Below are 16,628 nucleotides of genomic sequence, written 5' to 3'. Positions count from 1 at the left end.
CGATTCGTCATTGCGAGGAGCCGAAGGCGACGCGGCAATCCATGGACCACCGTTGCATCTGATTGCGACCTCCCGGCCATGGATTGCTTCGCTTCGCTCGCAATGACGAGGAAGGGAGCCTAACCCTCCCGCGCCGCCCGGATCGCTGCCCCCGCCGCAAACGGCGCGACGGCCACCAGCGCCAGGCTGATCGCGCCGACGAAGCCGAGGCTTGCGGCGTCCTGGCGGGCCAGTGCTCCCGCGCCGAAAATCAGGATGGGCAGCGCCAGCGGGATCAGCATCAGGCCGGAGAGCGCCGCGCCTGCCCGCAGCGATGCGGTGAGGGCGGCGATCATCAACCCGATGGCGGCAAGGCCCGGCGTGCCCGCGACGAGCCCGAGCAGCAGCAGGCGGAAGGTCTCGCCCTCGATCTTGAGGAGCGCGGCGGCGGGGAAGGTCGCGAGCAGGAGGGGCGGGCCGAAGCTCAGCCAGTGGGCGAGGAGGCGGACGGCCATCATCGCCTCCTCGGCAAGGCCGCGCAGGCGCAGCTGGTCGAAAAACCCGAGGTCGATGTCGCGCGCCACCAGCTTTTCCAAGGGCAGGATCGCGGCCAGAAGCGCGGCGATCCACACCACCCCGCCGCCTGTCCTCGCGAGGAGGTTGGCGTCGGGGCCGACCGCGAAGGGGAAGAGCATCGCCACCGCGACGAAGAACACCGTGGGCAGCGCCGCCCCGCTCCCGGTGAAGGGGAAGAACTGCGCGAGGTCGCGGCGGAGGATGGCCGCGATCACGCCTCCTCTCCCACCGGGGCGAAATCCTCGATGGCGAAGCGCGTCATGCCGGGGACATCGAGCGGCTGGTGCGAGGCGATCAGCGCGATCCCGCCGACCTCGCAATGGTCGCGGACGAGGTCGCTCACCAGCGCCTGCGAGGCCGTATCGAGGCCCGACAGAGGCTCGTCGAGCAGCCAGATTTGGGCAGACTGCCCCAGCACCCGGGCGAGCGCGGCGCGCTTCCTCTGCCCGGTCGAGAGGTAGCGCACCGGCACCTCGGCGAGCGTGTCGAGCCTGAGGCGCGCCATGATCGCGGGTGCGCCCTCCGCGCGGTCGCAGCCGAACCAGAAGGCGAGCGCACGGCCCAGCGGCAGGTCGGGATCGAGCCCGCTGCGCTCGTCGAGGAGGGCGAGAGCGCCCTCGCGCCGGACCTCGCCCGCATAGGGCCGCGTCAGACCGGAGAGAGCGCGGATCAGCGTCGTCTTGCCCGCGCCGTTCGCGCCGGTCACGTGGGCCGCCTCGCCCGGCCGGAGCGCGAAAGTCAGCCGCCGGAACAGCAGCCGCTCGCCGCGGCGGCAGGCGAGGTTCTCGGCGGCGAGCAGGGGCGGCGAGGCTTGCATTGCCTGCCCGCGTTAGGGAAAAGGCCTCGCCTAAACAAGCGACCCCTCACCCGGAGCCTCCCCATGTCCGTTCCCGAACTCACCCCCGACCAGACCGCCGCGCTGCTCGCCGCCCACTCGGAATGGACCCTTACGCGCGAGGGCAAGGCGATCGCGCGCACCTTCCGCTTCAAGGATTTCTCCGAGGCCTGGGGCTTCATGAGCCGCGTCGCCTTGCTGGCCGAGGTGCAGGACCACCACCCCGAGTGGTTCAACGTCTACAACCGGGTCGAGGTGACGCTGACCACGCATGATGCGGGCGGCCTGTCGGCGCGCGATGCGCGGATGGCGGCGGCGATGGACGGGCTTCTTTAGCACTTGGTCCCACTCGCCCCGAGCTTGTCGAAGGGCCTGTTACCGCATCCTTCGACAAGCTCGGGATGAGCGAGTGCGGGCTTACTGCCCCAGCGGCCGCAGGCTGTTCCTGAGCTGCTTCCTCACCCGCCCCGGCATCCAGCGCTTGGCGAAGGCCATGCGCTTGCTCGTCTCGCCCACGAAATAGTCGAGCTTCGTGCCGTGCACCGCCTCCCACACCGCCTGCGCGACGTGGCTGACGGGGGTGATCTCGAGCCCCGCTGCGGTCACCCGCTGGCGGATTGTCTCGTTCGACTTGCGGTTGCCCGTGCCGGCGAGCAGCGGGGTGTCGATGAAGGAGGGGCACACCGAGGCGACGGTGATGCCATCGGGCGCCCATTCGGCATCGAGGCTTTCGGTCACCGCGCGCACCCCGAACTTGGTGGCGCAATAGACGCTCATCCCGCCCGATCCGGCGATCCCGGCGGCGCTCGCCATGTTGACCAGGGCCGAGCCCGGTGCGCTCGCCTTGAGGTAGGGATAGACCGCCTGCGCGCCGTAGAGCACGCCCTTCAGATTGATGTCGAGGCAGCGATCGATCTCCTCGGGGTCGAGCTCGGACAGCGATCCCCCGGTGCCGATCCCGGCATTGTTGACCAGCGCGTCGATCCGCCCGCCCGCGGCGGAGGCGAAGGCGGCGAGCGCCTCGTCCCAGCCCTTGCGATCGCGCACGTCGAGCCGGCCCTGCCATTTCGCGCCGCCCTCGATCAGCGCGAGCGTCTCGGCCATCCCGGCCTCGTTGATGTCGGCGACCCCCACGAACCAGCCCTTGGCGGCGAAGTGCAACGCCGTCGCGCGCCCGATGCCCGAGCCGCCGCCGGTGATGAAGATGGAGCGCTGTGCCACTGTGTGATCCCCTCGAATTGCTGTTTGCAACCCGTCTAGTGCGCACTGACAGGCCTGTCAGCAACCTTGTCGCGCTGCGGCCCTGCCGGGGCAGCGGGCCTCATCCCGCCGCGCCCGGCCCGCCTGTCGCGGGGCTGCCGGCACAGGACGCCGGAAGCGGGTGGAGCCGCAGCGCCTCGGCGGCATCGCGCGGATGAAGGCTGGGGATGCCCGCCTCCCAGACGAAGCGCGGATCGCGCCCGAGCGGCGCGCGCGGTGCCTCTGGCGTCCGCCAGACATTGCCCTTCCCGAGCGTCAACCCCGTCACCGGACCGCGCAGCTGCGCAAGCAGGAACCCGTCCTCGCGCTTGACCCCTACGGCATCGATCATCGTCTCGAGCGGGACCGGGGCATCCCTTACGCCATTGAGGTAGGCGCTCGCGCGGTTGCCCGCGATCAGCACGCCCGAGGATTGCCGCCCGTCCTTCGCCGGCAGGACCGCGATCCAGCTCGCCCGCCCCTTGACCGTGCCGTGCACCACGTTGCCCTCGATCAGGGCGCCCTCGGCGCCGTAGAGCGCCATGCCGTGCTGTGCTCCGGCGAGCACGAGGTTGCAGCGCACCGTCACGCCGCGCCAGTGCCCGTCGAAGATCGAGATTCCCTGCCAGCCGTAGATGTCGGTGCGGGCCTCGCGCCGGCTCTCGGTGTCGGCCAGCCCGCGGATGCAGACGTTGCCGGTAATCTCGACCGGCCCGAACCTCGCTTTCGGACCGGGGGCGGCGCCCTGCATGCAATCGGGGTGGAGCGGTCCCGTGACGGGCCACTGGTTGGTGATCACGTTGCCGCGGATCAGGATGTCCCGCCCCGAGAACTGGATGCCGTCGATCGCGATGCCGTCGATGGCATTGCCGGCGATCAGCACACGCCGCGCCTGGTAAACGCTGACCGCCGTTCCGACATCATGGAGGCGGCTGTCCTTCAGGGTCACGCAATCGCCGGCGAGGATGACGCCGGAGGGCGCCTCCTTTTCGAAGACATCAGGCGGCGTCGCGGCGATGGCGCGAAGCGACGAGACCGCGAGGTCTTCGAGCAGGATGTTGTCGGCCCGCGGCGCACCGGGCGCATGGAGGGTGACGAGATGGCTCCGCCCGGGCAAAGCCTGCGCGGCGGCGATGGCGATGCCGCGCACGACGAAATGGGACGCGCCCGAAAGGTCGAGGCTCGCAAGGCGCGGCGTCGCTCCCGGGGCCGCGGCGATGGTCACAAAGCCGCTGTTGACGAGGCCGGAGAGGTCGACATCTCCATAGTCGCCGCTCGCCAGGAGCAGGGTGTCGCCGGCCCGCAACCGCGCGCCGGGACGCGCCTGGAGTCGCGCTGCCGGCGCGCGGCCGAGAAGCCCCGCCGCGAGCCGGTCGAGGCGGCCGATGCTCCGGCGGCTCTCGCCGATCAGGCCCGCGGCGACGAGGTGGTCGAAATCGCGCCAGGGACGCGCGCGGCTGCCGTCGCCCGCAGGGCTGCCGCGCACCGGATCGACATGGAAGACCCGGCCTGTCGTCGGCGCGCTCGTGCTGCAGGCAACGAGCGGGACGCTGTCGAAGGCAAGGTCCGGGGCGCGCAGACGTGCCACCACAACCAGCGCCGGCCCGGCGATAAGGAGAATTGCCAGGGCGCCGAGCGCCGCGCGGCGCCTTCCCCGAAGCGGTCGCGCAAGATCGCTGTCCCTGCCCTCGGATGCGACTGACATGGCGCAGTCGTATCGAGTGCGGGATCGGTGGTCAAACGCTCGATCGGCATGCCTGCGAGACCGATCGCCGCTCGCGACGAGCGCGCAGTCGGCAGCCGGGGAGAGCTCGGACCGGAACCTGATCGGCTCAGTGTCGGTCCGGTGCAGCCATGCCTTCCCGCACCGTCACATCGCCGGGTTCGCGTAAAAATGCCACGTGAAGATCGCCATCGCCCCCCTGTGCGGCGACCAGCCCTCGGCGAGCGCGCGGGTGGCCTTCTCCGCCGGGCGCTCTTCCAGCCCCAGCAGCCGCTTCACCCCCTCCTGCACCGCGAGGTCGCCGGCGGGCCAGATGTCGGGGCGGCCTTCGGCGAAGAGCAGGTAGATCTCCGCCGACCAGCGGCCGATGCCCTTGATGCGGGTGAGGAGCGCGATGGCCGCCTCATCGTCCTCCGGCAGCCGCGCGAAGTCGAGCTCGCCCGCCGCGACCAGTTCGCACAGCGAGCGCGCGTAGCCCTGTTTCTGGCGCGACAATCCGCAGGCGCGCAAGGTGTCGAAGTCGCGCTCCAGCAGGCACGCGGGCGTGAAGCCCTCGCCGAGTTCCGCCTCGAGCTTGCGCCACATCGAGGCGGCGGCCGCGACCGAGACCTGCTGGCCGACGATGGTGCGCAGCATGGTGACGAAGCCGCGGTCGCGGATGCGCGGCTCGGGATAGCCCACGCGCTCCAGCGCCGCCGCCACCGCCGGCTCGCGCGCCGCAAGGATATCCAGATCGCCGCGCAATTTTTCGGCCGCCAATCCCACTCGCAATTTCCTTATCTTGCACTGGCCCCCAGAGTGCCTTAGCAGCCCGCACACACTCTCACGAGCGCAGCCTCTTGCGCCCCATAGCCGAAAAGGAACACCGATCCATGCCCAGACTGGTCGTCACCAATCGCGAAGGCGCCACCAGCGAGATCACCGTCGAGGACGGTCTCACCGTGATGGAAGCGATCCGCGACAATGGCTTCGACGAGCTGCTGGCGCTGTGCGGCGGGTGCTGTTCCTGCGCGACCTGCCACGTGGTCGTCGACCCGGAATTCGCCGACAAGCTGCCGAAGATGAGCGAGGACGAGGACGACCTGCTCGAATCTTCCGATCACCGCGTCGCGACCAGCCGCCTGTCGTGCCAGATCCCCTTCACCGCCGAGCTCGACGGGCTGCACGTCACCATCGCTCCGGAAGATTGATTTCCGGGGGCGGGGCCGAGGGTGTTGCGACTTGGACGCTGACCTCGCCCGCTTCCTGCGCGACGAGCTGGGGGTTGCGCCCGAGGGCTCCGGGGCGGGGCCGTGGACGGTGCGCGGGCCCGTGTGGCTGTGGCAGGGCGCAGACGGCGCGCCGGCCAAGGGCTCGTGGTATTTCCTCACCGTGAGCGGCGAGACCGCGCAGGCGATCCGCGCCGCCGCGAGCAAGGCCGACGCCTGGGGCTCGGTGCGGATCGCGGCGACCATCGGCGGCACCACCTGGCGCACCTCGCTGTTCCCGAGCAAGGCGCACGGCGGCTGGCTGCTGCCGCTCAAGGCCGCGGTGCGCAAGGCGGAGAAGATCGCCGAGGGGGCGGAAGTCGAGGCGCAGCTGGCGCTGGCGTGACTGTCGCCGTTGCCCAGAATGCACGTTTTTTCGTCATTGCGAGGAGCGTAGCGACGCGGCAATCCATCGACTGCCGTCGGTCACGAGCGCGATGCCGGGTCCATGGATTGCTTCGCCTGCGGCTCGCAATGACGATAAGGGGGGATCACACCTCCTCGCCTTGATCATTGCCCCGCGCCGCCGCAGCGCCTAACTCTTGCCCCATGAACATCACCCGGCCCTTCGGCGACACGCTCGCGCTTATCGGCAACACCCCGCTCGTCCGCCTCGCGGGCCCCTCGGCAGAGGCGGGCTGCGACATCTGGGGGAAGTGCGAATTCGCCAACCCCGGCGCCTCGGTGAAGGACCGCGCGGCGCTCTGGATCATCCGCGATGCCGAAAGCCGGGGCGAGTTGAAGCCCGGCGGCACGGTGGTCGAGGGGACGGCGGGCAACACCGGGATCGGCGTCGCGCTGGTCGCCAACGCGCGCGGCTACCGGACGATCATCGTCATGCCCGACAACCAATCCAAGGAGAAGATGGACACCCTGCGGGCATTGGGCGCCGAGCTTGTGCTGGTGCCGCCGACCAAGTTCTCCGACGCCGGGCATTTCGTCCACACCTCGCGCCGCCTCGCCGAGGAGACGCCGGGGGCGGTCTGGGCCAACCAGTTCGACAACATCGCCAACCGCCGCGCCCATATCGAGGGCACGGCCCCGGAGATCTGGGAGCAGACCGGGGGTCGGATCGACGGCTTCACCTGCGCGGCGGGCACCGGCGGGACGATCGCGGGGGTGGGCCTCGGCCTCAAGGCCTTCGACGAGACCATCCGCATCGCGCTCACCGACCCGCACGGCGCTGCGCTCTACAACTACTATGCCCACGGCGAATTGCGCGCCGAAGGCTCCTCGGTCGCCGAGGGGATCGGGCAGGGGCGGATCACCGCCAACCTCGAAGGCGCGCCGATCGACACCCAGTTCCGCATCGCCGACGAGGAGGGCCTTGTCTGGGTCGAGCGGCTCCTGAAGGAAGAGGGCCTGTGCCTCGGCCTCTCCTCGGGGATCAATGTCGCCGGGGCCGTGGCGCTCGGCCGGCAGCTGGTCGCCGAGGGCCGCGCGAACCCGCAGGTGGTGACGATCCTGTGCGACACGGGCTTCCGCTACCTCTCGACGCTCTACAACCCCGAGTGGCTCGCGGCGAAGGGCCTGCCGGTGTTCGACTGGCTGGCGCGCACGCCGTCGGCCGTGGGAGCCGCCGCGTGAGCCGGCTCTCCCTGCGCGAGCGGCTGCTCAGGATGAACCAGCGCAGCCTGTTCCACCGCGTCGGCGATCCGGCTGCGACCGCGCCGCAGATCGCCGAGGAGGAACTCACCGCCGCGGTCAACGCGCGCGGCGAGGCGGTGCAGCGGCTGCAGGTGGGGATGTTCGGGATTGGCGCGATGGTGCTGCTCGTCGGCCTTGCGAGCATCATCGGCGGGCAGGCCGACAAGACCGACCGGCTCGCCGTGCCCGAGGCCGCGCCGACCACCGAGCCGGGCGCCCCGGCGGCGCAGAACAACCCGCTCGCGGACGCGGGCGTGGTCCCCGACATCGCCGCCGAGCCGAGCCCCTCGCCGAGCCCCAAGCCGCTCGACCTGCCCCCGCCGCCGGGCTCCGCGGGCAATGTCGCGCCGGCGCAATAGCCTGATCGCGGCGGTCGCGGCGCTGGCGCTCGCGGGCTGCGACGGGGCATCCGGCGACGCGGCAGCCACGGGCGGGGCGGGCGAGCAGCGGCCGAAGCTCGGGCTGATGAGCAGCCTGCCGCTCACCTGGCCGCTCGGCGCCGAGGTCGGCGCGATCGCGGCCGGGACGGTCGAGACGCCGTGGCAGGGCAAGGCGCTCGGGCAGGACTACGCGCTCGTCCCCCTTGACACCCTCGCGCCCATTCCGGGCCTATCCCCGAGCGACCCGCCGACCGATCCGCTGGCGGGTCTCACCCGGCTCGCGGTGATCCAGCCGCGCGGGCTCTCGCCGCGCGACAACGTCGCGCTCGACGACTGGGTGCGGGCCGGGGGGCACCTGCTGCTGGTGCTCGATCCGGTGCTGACCGGAGACTACGACCTGCCCTTGGGCGACCCGCGCCGCCCGACCGAACCCGCGCTGATCCCGCCGGTGGTGAAGCGCTGGGGCTTCGACATCACCCTGCCCGAGGACGACAGCGTCGCGGGCAATCACCGCGTCGACGCGCTTCCCGACGGAAGCCCGGTGCCGCTCGCCTTTCCGGGGCTCGTCTCGGTGACCCCTGCGCTCGCCGGGGCCTGCCTCGGCCACGGCAGCGCGGGCGCGACCTGCCCGGTCGGCAAGGGGCGGGTGACGCTGATCGCCGACGCCGCGCTGTTCGAGCACGCCGACATCGGCGGCGAGGGCAGCCCGGCGCTGCGTGCGGTGGTGCGCGCGGCGGTCGAGTAGGCGCTTTCGGGGAAATCGCGGGAGGGCAGGACTCGCTTGGCCCGAATCCCCACGGGAAATCGCGGGAACGCGCCCGAATGTCCCTGTTTGTTCTGCAATTGGGAGCGTCTGGTTCACTTAGTTCATGCGGTGCACGCCTTGCACGAAACTCATCCAACATAAGAAAATCATATATTTACCCACTTATCCCGCGTTTTCCCGCAAAAAACCCTTTCATCCCCGCGCCTTCCCCGATATGACCGGGGTCCATCAGACATGCCTGTAATGTCTAGCGCGCCGCTCACCGGGTCGGCGCGACCGTCCGCGCGCCTGCGGGCGGGGCGGGGGAGGCGTGTCCGGGGGAATTTCGAGTGCGTCATTCGCGCGGGGGCCGGTGAGGGGCACCGCCAGGGGTCAGAGGGGATTGCAGGCACGTGTCTGCTTTTGTGGGATATAGCGGTCAGGCCTTCTCGCCCTCGGGCGACAAGGGTCGCTTCGTCCTGCCTTCCGCCTTCCGCAAGGCGGTGAAGGAGAGCTCGGGCAGCCGCGTCCTGTGCCTCGCCGCCCACGACCGCTTCGACTGCCTCGTCGGCTTCGGCCTGTCGCGCACCGAGAAGCTCCACGAGCAGCTCGAGCGCGAGGAAGAGCGCGCGATCCGCTTAGGCCAGCACGATTTCGACCGCGACGTGCGCGCCCAGCAGTTGTTCGGCTTCGAGCAGCTCCCCTTCGACGAGAGCGGCCGCTTCGTCATGCCCGAACACCTGCGCGACCTCGGCAAGGTCGGCGATGGGCTCTACTTCCAGGGTGCGGGCGATTTCTTCTTCGTCTGGAACCCGGCCGAACTTGCGCTGATGGGCCCCGAGTGGAAGGGCGCGCAGGCGAGCTGCGCCAAGCTCGTCGCCGCCGCGCGGAAGGGAGCTTCGGAATGACTCCCGAACTTTCCGGCGCTCCGCACATTCCCGTCCTGCTCGAGGAAGTCGTCGCTGCCCTCCAGCCGCGCCCCGGCATGACCATCGTCGATGCGACCTTCGGCGCGGGCGGCTATTCGATCGCCCTGCTCGAGGCGGGCGCGCGGGTCTATGCCTTCGACCGCGATCCTCACGCGATTGCGGAGGGTGCGGTCTACGAGGCCGACTACGGCGGCCGTCTGTCGCTCCACCCGCAGCGCTTCTCGATGATGTATCACGAGCTGCGCCGCATGGGCGTTCCCAAGGTCGATGCCGTGGTCATGGACATCGGCGTCTCCTCGATGCAGCTCGACCAGGGGGACCGCGGCTTTGCCTTCATGCGCGACGGCCCGCTCGACATGCGCATGAGCCAGGCGGGCGAGAGCGCGGCGGACTTCCTCAACACCGCCGACGAGGCGGCGATCGCCGACGTGCTCTACCGCTACGGTGATGAGCGCCAGTCGCGCCGCGTCGCCCGCGCGATCGTCGCCGCGCGCCCGCTCGCGACCACCGGCGAGCTCGCCCGCGTGGTGCGCCGCGCGCTCGGGTACAAGCCGCACGACAAGAAGGACCCCGCGACCCGCACCTTCCAGGCGGTGCGCATCCATGTGAACGACGAGCTCGGCGAGCTCGAGGCCGGGCTCGCGGCTGCCGAGGCGCTGCTGGTGCCGGGTGGGGTGCTCGCGGTGGTCAGCTTCCACAGCCTCGAGGACCGGATCGTCAAGCAGTTCCTCAAGGCCGCCTCGGGCGCGGGCCGCGCGGTATCGCGCCACCTGCCCGGGGAAATCCCCGGTGCCCCGCCCACCTTTGCGCAGGTTTCCAAGGCTATCCGCCCCTCCGAGGCCGAGATCGCCCGCAACCCCCGCGCCCGTTCGTCCACCCTGCGCCATGCCGTCCGCACCGGCGCGCCTGCGAGGAGCCTCGCCGCATGATGAACAGCTCACAGGCCCGTTCGCTGGGCTGGGCCGCCGTGCTGGCGGTCTGCCTCGCGCTCGTCACGGTGCTCAGCTTCAAGGTTCACGCGGTCAAGAGCGAGGTGCTGCTCGCCGAGCGCCAGCTGATTGCGCTCAAGCGCGAGAAGCTGCTGCTCGAGACCGAGTTCGAGACCCGCGCCAGCCAGCGCCAGCTCGCCGAGTGGAACCAGGTCGAGTTCGGCTACGGCGCCCCGCGCGCCGGGCAGTTCCTCGACGGCGAGCGCCAGCTCGCGAGCCTCGGCGAGGTGCGCGGGCCCGATGCGCCGAACCCGATCCGCCTCGCGCGGGCCGAGGACGAGGCCGGTGAGGTCGCCGCGGGCGACGCGCCGATGCGCTCGCCGGTGTCGGGCGCCAAGGTGACGCTCGCCGCCGCGGACGGCGACAAGGGCGCGACCGCGGTTTTCGCCCAGGCCTTCGGCGACTTCCTGATCGAGGCCTCGCCGATCCGTCCGGCCAAGGCCGAGACCCCGCGCGTCGCCAAGCCGCTCGCCGGCAAGGGGCTCGCGGAATGAACATGATGGCGGTCCGCTCCGCCGCCTTCGCCGCGCCCCGGACCCCGCTCGCCGCGCCCTTCGCCGTCCCCGCACCCGCGCCGGTGATCCCCGCCGGGCGCCTGCCGAGCCTCACCCTGCGCAGCCAGCTGCTGTGGGCGGCCAAGGTGCGGCTGCTGTGGCTGATCGGCGGCTTCGCGGCGGTGGCGCTGATCGCCTGCCTGCGCATCGCGGTGCTCGGCTTCGGCGGGCAGGCTCCGCAGCAGGCGAGCCTCGCCGACGCGCTGGTTCCCCCGCGCGGCGAGATCACCGATCGCAACGGCGCCCCGCTGGCGCGCGCCTTCCCGGCCTACGCCCTGTGGTTCGAGCCTTCCGCGATGGGCGACAACGGCAGCCCGCTGGTGCATTCGCCCGCCGAGGTCGCCGCGCGCCTCAAGGCGATCTTCCCCGATATCGACGAGGCGCGGATGGCGAAGCGCCTCGCCTCGGGCAAGCCCGGCTACCTGCGCCGCCGCATCCTTCCCGAGGAGGCCAACAAGGTCTTCGCATTGGGCGAAATCGCGCTCGAGATCCCGCGCGAGACCGACCGATACTACCCGCAGGGCTCGCTCGCCGCGCACGTGCTCGGCTACGTCGTCGAAGACGAGGGCGGCAAGACCGGGATGGAGCAGGTGCTCGAGGCGCAGCTCAGCCATCCCGACAAGCGCACGAAGCCGGTCGCGCTGTCGATCGACGTGCGCGTGCAGGGTGCGCTCGAGGACGAACTGCGGCGCGGGATGCTCGCCACCAACGCGATCGGTGCGGCGGGCATCGTTCTCGATGTCGACACCGGCGAGGTCATGGCGATGGCGAGCCTTCCCGACTTCGATCCCAACGTCGCCGGGGCCTCCGGGCCGGTCAACGTCTTCAACCGCGCCACCAACGGCGTCTTCGAACTCGGCTCGACCTTCAAGCCGATCAGCGTCGCCGCGGCGATGGACGCGGGCGTGGTGCGCGACCTGTCGAAGCCCTGGGACGCGAGCCCGGTGCAGGTCGGCAGCCGCGCGATCAAGGACCTGCACTCGCACGGCAGCGTCCTCAACGTGCCGCAGGCGCTGGTCTATTCCTCGAACACCGTGACCGCGCGGGTCGCCGACGCGATGGGCCCGGAACGCTTGCGCCGCGCGATGATTGACCTCGGCATGGACCGCCGTCCGTTCATCGAACTGCCCGCCAAGGGCAAGCCGCTGTGGCCGAAGGGCGAGTGGAGCCGCGTCACCAACATGACCGTCGGCTTCGGCCACGGCCTTGCGGTCACCCCGCTGCACCTCGCGAGCGCCTATGCCGCGATGGTCAACGGCGGGATCTGGCGCCCGGCGACGCTGATGAAGCGCGCGCCCGCCGATGTGCCGCGTGGGCGCCGGGTGTTCAAGGAATCGACCTCCTCGCGGATGCGCCAGATGCTGCGCATGATCTCGCTCTACGGCACCGGCAAGAGCGCCGACGCCCCCGGCTACCGGGTCGGCGGCAAGACCGGCTCGGCCGAAAAGGCGGGCGTGGGCGGCTACAACAAGACCGCGCTGGTCTCCTCCTTCGCCGCCGCCTTCCCGATGGACGCGCCGCGCTATGTCGTGGTGGTGGTGGTCGACGAGCCCAAGGGCACGATGGCCTCGAGCTTCCAGCGCACCGCCGCCTTCACCTCGGCGCCGATCGTCGGCAAGCTGGTGCCGCGCATCGGTCCGCTGCTCGGCGTCCAGCCTGACGAAACGCGCGACGTCGACATTTCGGACCTGCGCTACCTCGTCGACCGCGGGGGCGAGGCGGAATGAGGTTGGGCGAGCTGCTGAGGGGCGCGGGGCTGGCGGGCGAGAGCGATGCTGCGGTCACCGGCTTCGCCATCGATCACCGCAAGGTCGCGCCCGGCACCGTGTTCGGCGCCTTCCAGGGCGCCGCCGTCAACGGCGAGGACTTCATCCCCGCGGCGATCGAGGCAGGCGCAATCGCGGTCGTCGCCCGGCCCGAGGCGCGAGTCGAAGGCGCGCTGCACGTCGCCGACCCGGTCCCGCGCCGCGCCTTCGCGCGCCTCGCGGCGGGCTTCTTCGCGCCTTACCCTGCGAGCATCGTCGCGGTGACGGGAACCAACGGCAAGACCTCCACGGTGGAGATGACCCGCCAGATCTGGCGCATGGCGGGCGAGCGCGCGGCGAGCATCGGGACGCTGGGCGTCACCACGCCCGACGGCAGCGTCTCGACCGGGCTCACCACCCCCGACATCGTCACCTTCCTCGCCAACATGGCGGGCCTTGCGCGCGAGGGCGTCACCCATGTCGCCTACGAGGCCTCGAGCCACGGTCTCGACCAGTATCGCAACGAGGGGCTGACGGTGGCGGCTTCGGCCTTCACCAATTTCAGCCGCGACCACCTCGACTACCACGGCTCGATGGAGGCCTATTTCGCGGCCAAGATGCGGCTGTTCACCGAGGTCGTGGCGCCCGGCAGCCCGGCGGTGATCCATGATGCAGGCGACGGGTCGGAGTGGACCGCGAAGGCCATCGCCGCAGCCGAGGCGCGCGGCCTCAAGGTGCTGACGGTCGGCGAGGGCGGGGCCTTCCTCAGGCTGACCGCGCGCGAACCCGGGCAGTTGGGGCAGCTTCTTCACATCGAACATGAAGGCGAGACCCGGAAGGTGGGCCTTCCCCTGATCGGCGCCTATCAGGCCGCCAACGCGCTGGTTGCAGCGGGGCTCGCCATGGCGACCGGGGTTTCGCCGAGCGCCACCTTCGACGCGCTGACCCGCCTCCAGCCGGTGCGGGGCCGCCTCGAGCGCGCGGCGCTCAACGCGGCGGGCGCGCCGGCCTATGTCGACTATGCCCACACCCCCGACGCTCTCGAGGCGGCGATTGCCGCGCTCCGCCCGCACGTGGCCGAGGGCGGCAAGCTGATCGTCGTCTTCGGCGCGGGCGGGGACCGCGATGCGGGCAAGCGCCCGGAGATGGGCGCGGTCGCCGCGCGCGCCGCCGATCTGGTGATCGTGACCGACGACAATCCGCGCTCCGAGGACCCCGCGAGCATCCGCGCGCAGGTCATCGCGGGCGCCGGAGCCAACGCGCGCGACATCGGCGACCGCCGCGCCGCGATCGCCGCCGCAATTGGGGAAGCCGGCCCTCGCGACATTGTGCTGATCGCGGGGAAGGGCCACGAGCAGGGTCAGATATTCGGGTCTGGAGAAACGATGCGGATCGAAGCATTCGACGATGTCGAGGTGGCGCGGCACTGCGCCGGGAGCGCCCCCAAGTGAACGCCCCGCTCGCTCATCCCATGCTCCACCAATGGCCCGTCACCGCGCGTGACGCGCTCCCCCTTGCGCTGTGGACCGCTGCCGAGATCGAGGCCGCCACAGGCGGAATCGCCAGCCACGACTTCCAGGCCTCGGGCGTCGAGATGGACTCGCGCGACGTCAAGCCCGGCGACGTCTTCGTGGCGCTGAAGGGCGAGGCGATGGACGGGCACCGCTTCGTCGAGGCGGCGATGGCGAAGGGCGCGGTCGCGGCGATCGTCGACCGGCCCGTCGACGTCCCGCACGTGCTCGTGAAGGACACGACGCAGGCGCTCCACGACCTCGCCCACGCCGCACGCGACCGGGCGGTGGAGGCGGTGCGGATCGGGATCACCGGCTCGGTCGGCAAGACCGGGGTGAAGGAGGCGATCTTCGCCTGCCTCGACCGCGCCAGCCGCGGCGCGGCGCATCGCTCGGTGCGCTCCTACAACAACCATGTCGGCGTGCCGCTGAGCCTCGCCCGGATGCCCGCGCGCACGAAGTTCGGCGTGTTCGAGATGGGCATGAACCACGCGGGCGAAATCGCGCCGCTCGCCGCCCACGCGCGGCCCCACGTGGCGCTCATCACCACGATCGCACCCGCACATATCGAGAACCTCGGCAGCCTCGAGGCGATCGCGGATGAAAAGGCGCAGATCTACACCGGACTCGTCCCCGGCGGGGTCGCCATCGTCCCGGCCGACAGCGAGTGGGCCGAACGGCTCGCCGGCCATGCGCGGGCCTGCGGGGCCAAGGTCGTGACCTTCGGGCGCTCTGCCAATGCCGACGTCCGTCTGCTCGACGCGATTCCGGCGGCGGGCGGCGGCTCGCTGGTCACCGCCGACCTCGGCGACCGGCGCATCTGCTACCAGCTAGCCGAGCCCGGCGAGCACTGGATCGTCAACTCGCTGGGCGTGATCGCGGCGGTGCGCGCGGCGGGCGGGGACCTTGCCAGCGCGGGCCTCGCGCTCGCCGAGATGGGCGGGCTAAAGGGCCGCGGCGCGCGCCACACCATCGCGGCGGCGGGCGGCACCGCGCTGCTGATCGACGAGAGCTACAACGCCAACCCCGCCTCGATGCGCGCGACCTTGAAGGCGCTCGCCGCCACCACCGCCACCCGCCGCATCGCGGTGCTGGGCAGCATGAAGGAACTCGGCGACTTTGCCGAGGCCTTCCACCGCCAGCTCGCCGCCCCGCTCGCCGAGGCGAATGTCGATCACGCGATCCTCGTGGGCGACGAGATGCGGGCGCTCGCGGACGAGTTGGGGAAAGGTGGAAATCCCTCGCTTGGCAAGCCCCCCTCCTTCGCGCATTGCGAAACGCCTGCCGAAGCGATCGCGGCGCTCGGCCGGTTCGGTCTCGCGGGGGGGGATGCGGTGCTGGTGAAGGGGTCCAATTCGGTCGGATTGGGCAGGCTTGTGGCACATTACACCGAGGCCGTGCGCGCGGGAGGCTGACGCCCGCCTCGCCGCGGGCACCAAAGGAAGACTGAATGCTCTATCTGCTTGCCGAGTGGCTTGGCTTCGAAGGCATCCTCAACCTGGTGCGCTACCAGAGCTTCCGCGCGGGGGCGACCCTGATGACCGCGCTCTTCATCGGCCTCCTTATCGGTCCGCGCTTCATCAACCTCTTGCGCGTGCGGCAGGGCAAGGGCCAGCCGATCCGCCTCGACGGCCCGCAGTCGCACCTCGCCAAGCGCGGCACGCCGACGATGGGCGGGCTGATGATCCTCGTCTCGCTGACGCTCTCGCTGCTGATCTGGATGAACCTCGCGAGCCCCTTTGTCTGGGCGTGCTTCGCTGTCACCATCGGCTTCGGGATCATCGGCTTCCTCGACGATTACGACAAGGTCGCCAAGAACAGCCACGCCGGCGTGCCCGGGCGGGTGCGGCTCGCGGCCGAGTTCGTGGTCGCAGGGATCGCCGCCTGGCTGATCGTCAGCCAGATCAACACCAACCTCTATCTGCCTTTCCTGACGGGCGTGAGCATCCCGCTGGGCCCGGCCTACTACGTCTTTGCCGCCTTCGTGATCGTCGGCGCGGGCAATGCGGTGAACCTCACCGACGGCTTGGACGGCCTTGCGATCATGCCTGTCATCATCGCCGCGGGCACCTTCGCGATCATCTGCTACCTTGCGGGCCGGGCCGACTATTCCGCCTATCTCGGCATCCCGCACGTTCCGGGTGCAGGGGACCTGGCGATCTTCTGCGCCGCGATCATGGGCGCGGGGCTCGCCTTCCTGTGGTTCAACGCGCCGCCCGCCGCGGTGTTCATGGGCGACACCGGCAGCCTTGCCCTCGGCGGCGCGCTCGGCGCGATCGCGGTCGCCTCGCACCACGAGGTCGTGCTCGCGATCGTCGGCGGCCTCTTCGTGCTCGAGGCTGTGAGCGTGATCGTCCAGGTGTTCTGGTTCAAGCGCACCGGGCGCCGCGTCTTCAAGATGGCGCCGATCCACCACCACTTCGAGCAGCTCGGCTGGAGCGAGAGCAAGGTCGTGATCCGCTTCTGGATCATCGCCATCGTGCTCGCGCTGATCGGCCTTTCGACGCTGAAGCTCAGGTAGGGCGCGCG

18 protein-coding genes are annotated in these 16,628 nt (G+C 70.8%); 13 read left to right on the top strand and 5 right to left on the bottom strand.

Annotated features, from left to right (window positions below; genetic code table 11):
• Nucleotides 1-119 precede the first annotated feature (119 nt).
• Together ACLBKU_RS01365 and ccmA are read right to left on the bottom strand one after the other, a co-directional pair.
• The gene (locus ACLBKU_RS01365; RefSeq protein WP_410177732.1) at nt 120-770 is read right to left on the bottom strand and encodes a heme exporter protein CcmB; all 651 of its coding nucleotides are present in this window, start codon (nt 768-770) and stop codon (nt 120-122) included.
• Nucleotides 767-1,372 carry a heme ABC exporter ATP-binding protein CcmA gene (ccmA, locus tag ACLBKU_RS01360; RefSeq protein WP_410177731.1) on the bottom strand — a complete coding sequence of 202 codons (606 nt, stop codon included), beginning with the start codon at nt 1,370-1,372 and terminating at the stop codon, nt 767-769. Before ccmA ends, ACLBKU_RS01365 begins: the two co-directional genes overlap by 4 nt.
• Nucleotides 1,373-1,435: 63 nt before the next feature.
• Between ccmA and ACLBKU_RS01355 the strand changes: the two genes are divergently transcribed.
• Nucleotides 1,436-1,726, top strand: a complete 291-nt coding sequence (locus ACLBKU_RS01355) for a 4a-hydroxytetrahydrobiopterin dehydratase (RefSeq protein ID WP_410177730.1) — start codon at nt 1,436-1,438, stop codon at nt 1,724-1,726.
• A gap of 81 nt (nt 1,727-1,807) precedes the next feature.
• Here ACLBKU_RS01355 and ACLBKU_RS01350 read toward each other — a convergent pair whose 3' ends face one another.
• The 3 genes from ACLBKU_RS01350 to ACLBKU_RS01340 all read right to left on the bottom strand — a co-directional run bounded on the left by ACLBKU_RS01350 (nt 1,808) and on the right by ACLBKU_RS01340 (nt 5,117).
• Entirely contained in the window at nt 1,808-2,611 is an 804-nt protein-coding gene (locus ACLBKU_RS01350; RefSeq protein ID WP_410177729.1) for an SDR family oxidoreductase, read from the bottom strand.
• A gap of 100 nt (nt 2,612-2,711) precedes the next feature.
• Nucleotides 2,712-4,217, bottom strand: a complete 1,506-nt coding sequence (locus ACLBKU_RS01345) for a right-handed parallel beta-helix repeat-containing protein (RefSeq protein ID WP_410177728.1) — start codon at nt 4,215-4,217, stop codon at nt 2,712-2,714.
• A gap of 282 nt (nt 4,218-4,499) precedes the next feature.
• Entirely contained in the window at nt 4,500-5,117 is a 618-nt protein-coding gene (locus ACLBKU_RS01340; RefSeq protein ID WP_410177727.1) for a DNA-3-methyladenine glycosylase family protein, read from the bottom strand.
• Nucleotides 5,118-5,224: 107 nt separating this feature from the next.
• On the opposite strand from ACLBKU_RS01340, the gene ACLBKU_RS01335 reads away from it, so the two are divergent.
• The 12 genes from ACLBKU_RS01335 (at nt 5,225) to mraY (ending at nt 16,620) form a co-directional block, all read left to right on the top strand.
• Entirely contained in the window at nt 5,225-5,542 is a 318-nt protein-coding gene (locus tag ACLBKU_RS01335; RefSeq protein ID WP_410177726.1) for a 2Fe-2S iron-sulfur cluster-binding protein, read from the top strand.
• Nucleotides 5,543-5,573: 31 nt separating this feature from the next.
• A complete protein-coding gene (locus ACLBKU_RS01330; RefSeq protein ID WP_410177725.1) occupies nt 5,574-5,945 on the top strand; it encodes a DUF1905 domain-containing protein in 372 nt (123 codons plus the stop codon).
• Between the two features lie 203 nt (nt 5,946-6,148).
• A complete protein-coding gene (locus tag ACLBKU_RS01325) occupies nt 6,149-7,186 on the top strand; it encodes a cysteine synthase A (protein ID WP_410177724.1) in 1,038 nt (345 codons plus the stop codon).
• The gene (locus ACLBKU_RS01320) at nt 7,183-7,605 is read left to right on the top strand and encodes a hypothetical protein (RefSeq protein WP_410177723.1); all 423 of its coding nucleotides are present in this window, start codon (nt 7,183-7,185) and stop codon (nt 7,603-7,605) included. Before ACLBKU_RS01325 ends, ACLBKU_RS01320 begins: the two co-directional genes overlap by 4 nt.
• A complete protein-coding gene (locus tag ACLBKU_RS01315; RefSeq protein WP_410177722.1) occupies nt 7,586-8,371 on the top strand; it encodes a hypothetical protein in 786 nt (261 codons plus the stop codon). The genes ACLBKU_RS01320 and ACLBKU_RS01315 overlap by 20 nt, the downstream gene beginning before the upstream one ends.
• Nucleotides 8,372-8,796: 425 nt before the next feature.
• Nucleotides 8,797-9,279, top strand: a complete 483-nt coding sequence (locus ACLBKU_RS01310) for a division/cell wall cluster transcriptional repressor MraZ (protein ID WP_410177721.1) — start codon at nt 8,797-8,799, stop codon at nt 9,277-9,279.
• A complete protein-coding gene (gene rsmH / locus ACLBKU_RS01305; RefSeq protein ID WP_410177720.1) occupies nt 9,276-10,229 on the top strand; it encodes a 16S rRNA (cytosine(1402)-N(4))-methyltransferase RsmH in 954 nt (317 codons plus the stop codon). Before ACLBKU_RS01310 ends, rsmH begins: the two co-directional genes overlap by 4 nt.
• Nucleotides 10,226-10,783, top strand: coding sequence for a hypothetical protein (locus tag ACLBKU_RS01300; protein ID WP_410177719.1), 558 nt, complete (start codon nt 10,226-10,228; stop codon nt 10,781-10,783). The genes rsmH and ACLBKU_RS01300 overlap by 4 nt, the downstream gene beginning before the upstream one ends.
• Before the next feature lie 2 nt (nt 10,784-10,785).
• A complete protein-coding gene (locus ACLBKU_RS01295; RefSeq protein ID WP_410178983.1) occupies nt 10,786-12,570 on the top strand; it encodes a peptidoglycan D,D-transpeptidase FtsI family protein in 1,785 nt (594 codons plus the stop codon).
• Entirely contained in the window at nt 12,567-14,039 is a 1,473-nt protein-coding gene (locus ACLBKU_RS01290) for a UDP-N-acetylmuramoyl-L-alanyl-D-glutamate--2,6-diaminopimelate ligase (protein ID WP_410177718.1), read from the top strand. The genes ACLBKU_RS01295 and ACLBKU_RS01290 overlap by 4 nt, the downstream gene beginning before the upstream one ends.
• A gap of 20 nt (nt 14,040-14,059) precedes the next feature.
• Nucleotides 14,060-15,514, top strand: coding sequence for a UDP-N-acetylmuramoyl-tripeptide--D-alanyl-D-alanine ligase (gene murF, locus ACLBKU_RS01285; protein WP_410177717.1), 1,455 nt, complete (start codon nt 14,060-14,062; stop codon nt 15,512-15,514).
• 35 nt (nt 15,515-15,549) lie between these two features.
• Entirely contained in the window at nt 15,550-16,620 is a 1,071-nt protein-coding gene (gene mraY, locus ACLBKU_RS01280; protein ID WP_410177716.1) for a phospho-N-acetylmuramoyl-pentapeptide-transferase, read from the top strand.
• The last annotated feature ends 8 nt before the right edge of the window (nt 16,621-16,628 follow it).

Origin of the sequence: Erythrobacter sp. NE805 (assembly GCF_046452355.1) — a bacterium.
GTDB lineage: Bacteria > Pseudomonadota > Alphaproteobacteria > Sphingomonadales > Sphingomonadaceae > Erythrobacter.
The sequence above is the reverse complement of the archived record's forward strand: the minus strand, read 5'-3'. Positions and strand labels throughout refer to the sequence as shown.

Bases quoted from the DNA above. Each gene is read 5' to 3' on its own strand.
- ccmA (WP_410177731.1), bottom strand. From the start codon at position 1,372: ATGCAAGCCTCGCCGCCCCTGCTCGCCGCCGAGAACCTCGCCTGCCGC.
- ACLBKU_RS01355 (WP_410177730.1), top strand. From the start codon at position 1,436: ATGTCCGTTCCCGAACTCACCCCCGACCAGACCGCCGCGCTGCTCGCC.
- ACLBKU_RS01335 (WP_410177726.1), top strand. From the start codon at position 5,225: ATGCCCAGACTGGTCGTCACCAATCGCGAAGGCGCCACCAGCGAGATC.
- ACLBKU_RS01325 (WP_410177724.1), top strand. From the start codon at position 6,149: ATGAACATCACCCGGCCCTTCGGCGACACGCTCGCGCTTATCGGCAAC.
- ACLBKU_RS01315 (WP_410177722.1), top strand. From the start codon at position 7,586: ATGTCGCGCCGGCGCAATAGCCTGATCGCGGCGGTCGCGGCGCTGGCG.
- rsmH (WP_410177720.1), top strand. From the start codon at position 9,276: ATGACTCCCGAACTTTCCGGCGCTCCGCACATTCCCGTCCTGCTCGAG.
- ACLBKU_RS01300 (WP_410177719.1), top strand. From the start codon at position 10,226: ATGATGAACAGCTCACAGGCCCGTTCGCTGGGCTGGGCCGCCGTGCTG.
- ACLBKU_RS01295 (WP_410178983.1), top strand. From the start codon at position 10,786: ATGATGGCGGTCCGCTCCGCCGCCTTCGCCGCGCCCCGGACCCCGCTC.
- ACLBKU_RS01290 (WP_410177718.1), top strand. From the start codon at position 12,567: ATGAGGTTGGGCGAGCTGCTGAGGGGCGCGGGGCTGGCGGGCGAGAGC.
- murF (WP_410177717.1), top strand. From the start codon at position 14,060: ATGCTCCACCAATGGCCCGTCACCGCGCGTGACGCGCTCCCCCTTGCG.
- mraY (WP_410177716.1), top strand. From the start codon at position 15,550: ATGCTCTATCTGCTTGCCGAGTGGCTTGGCTTCGAAGGCATCCTCAAC.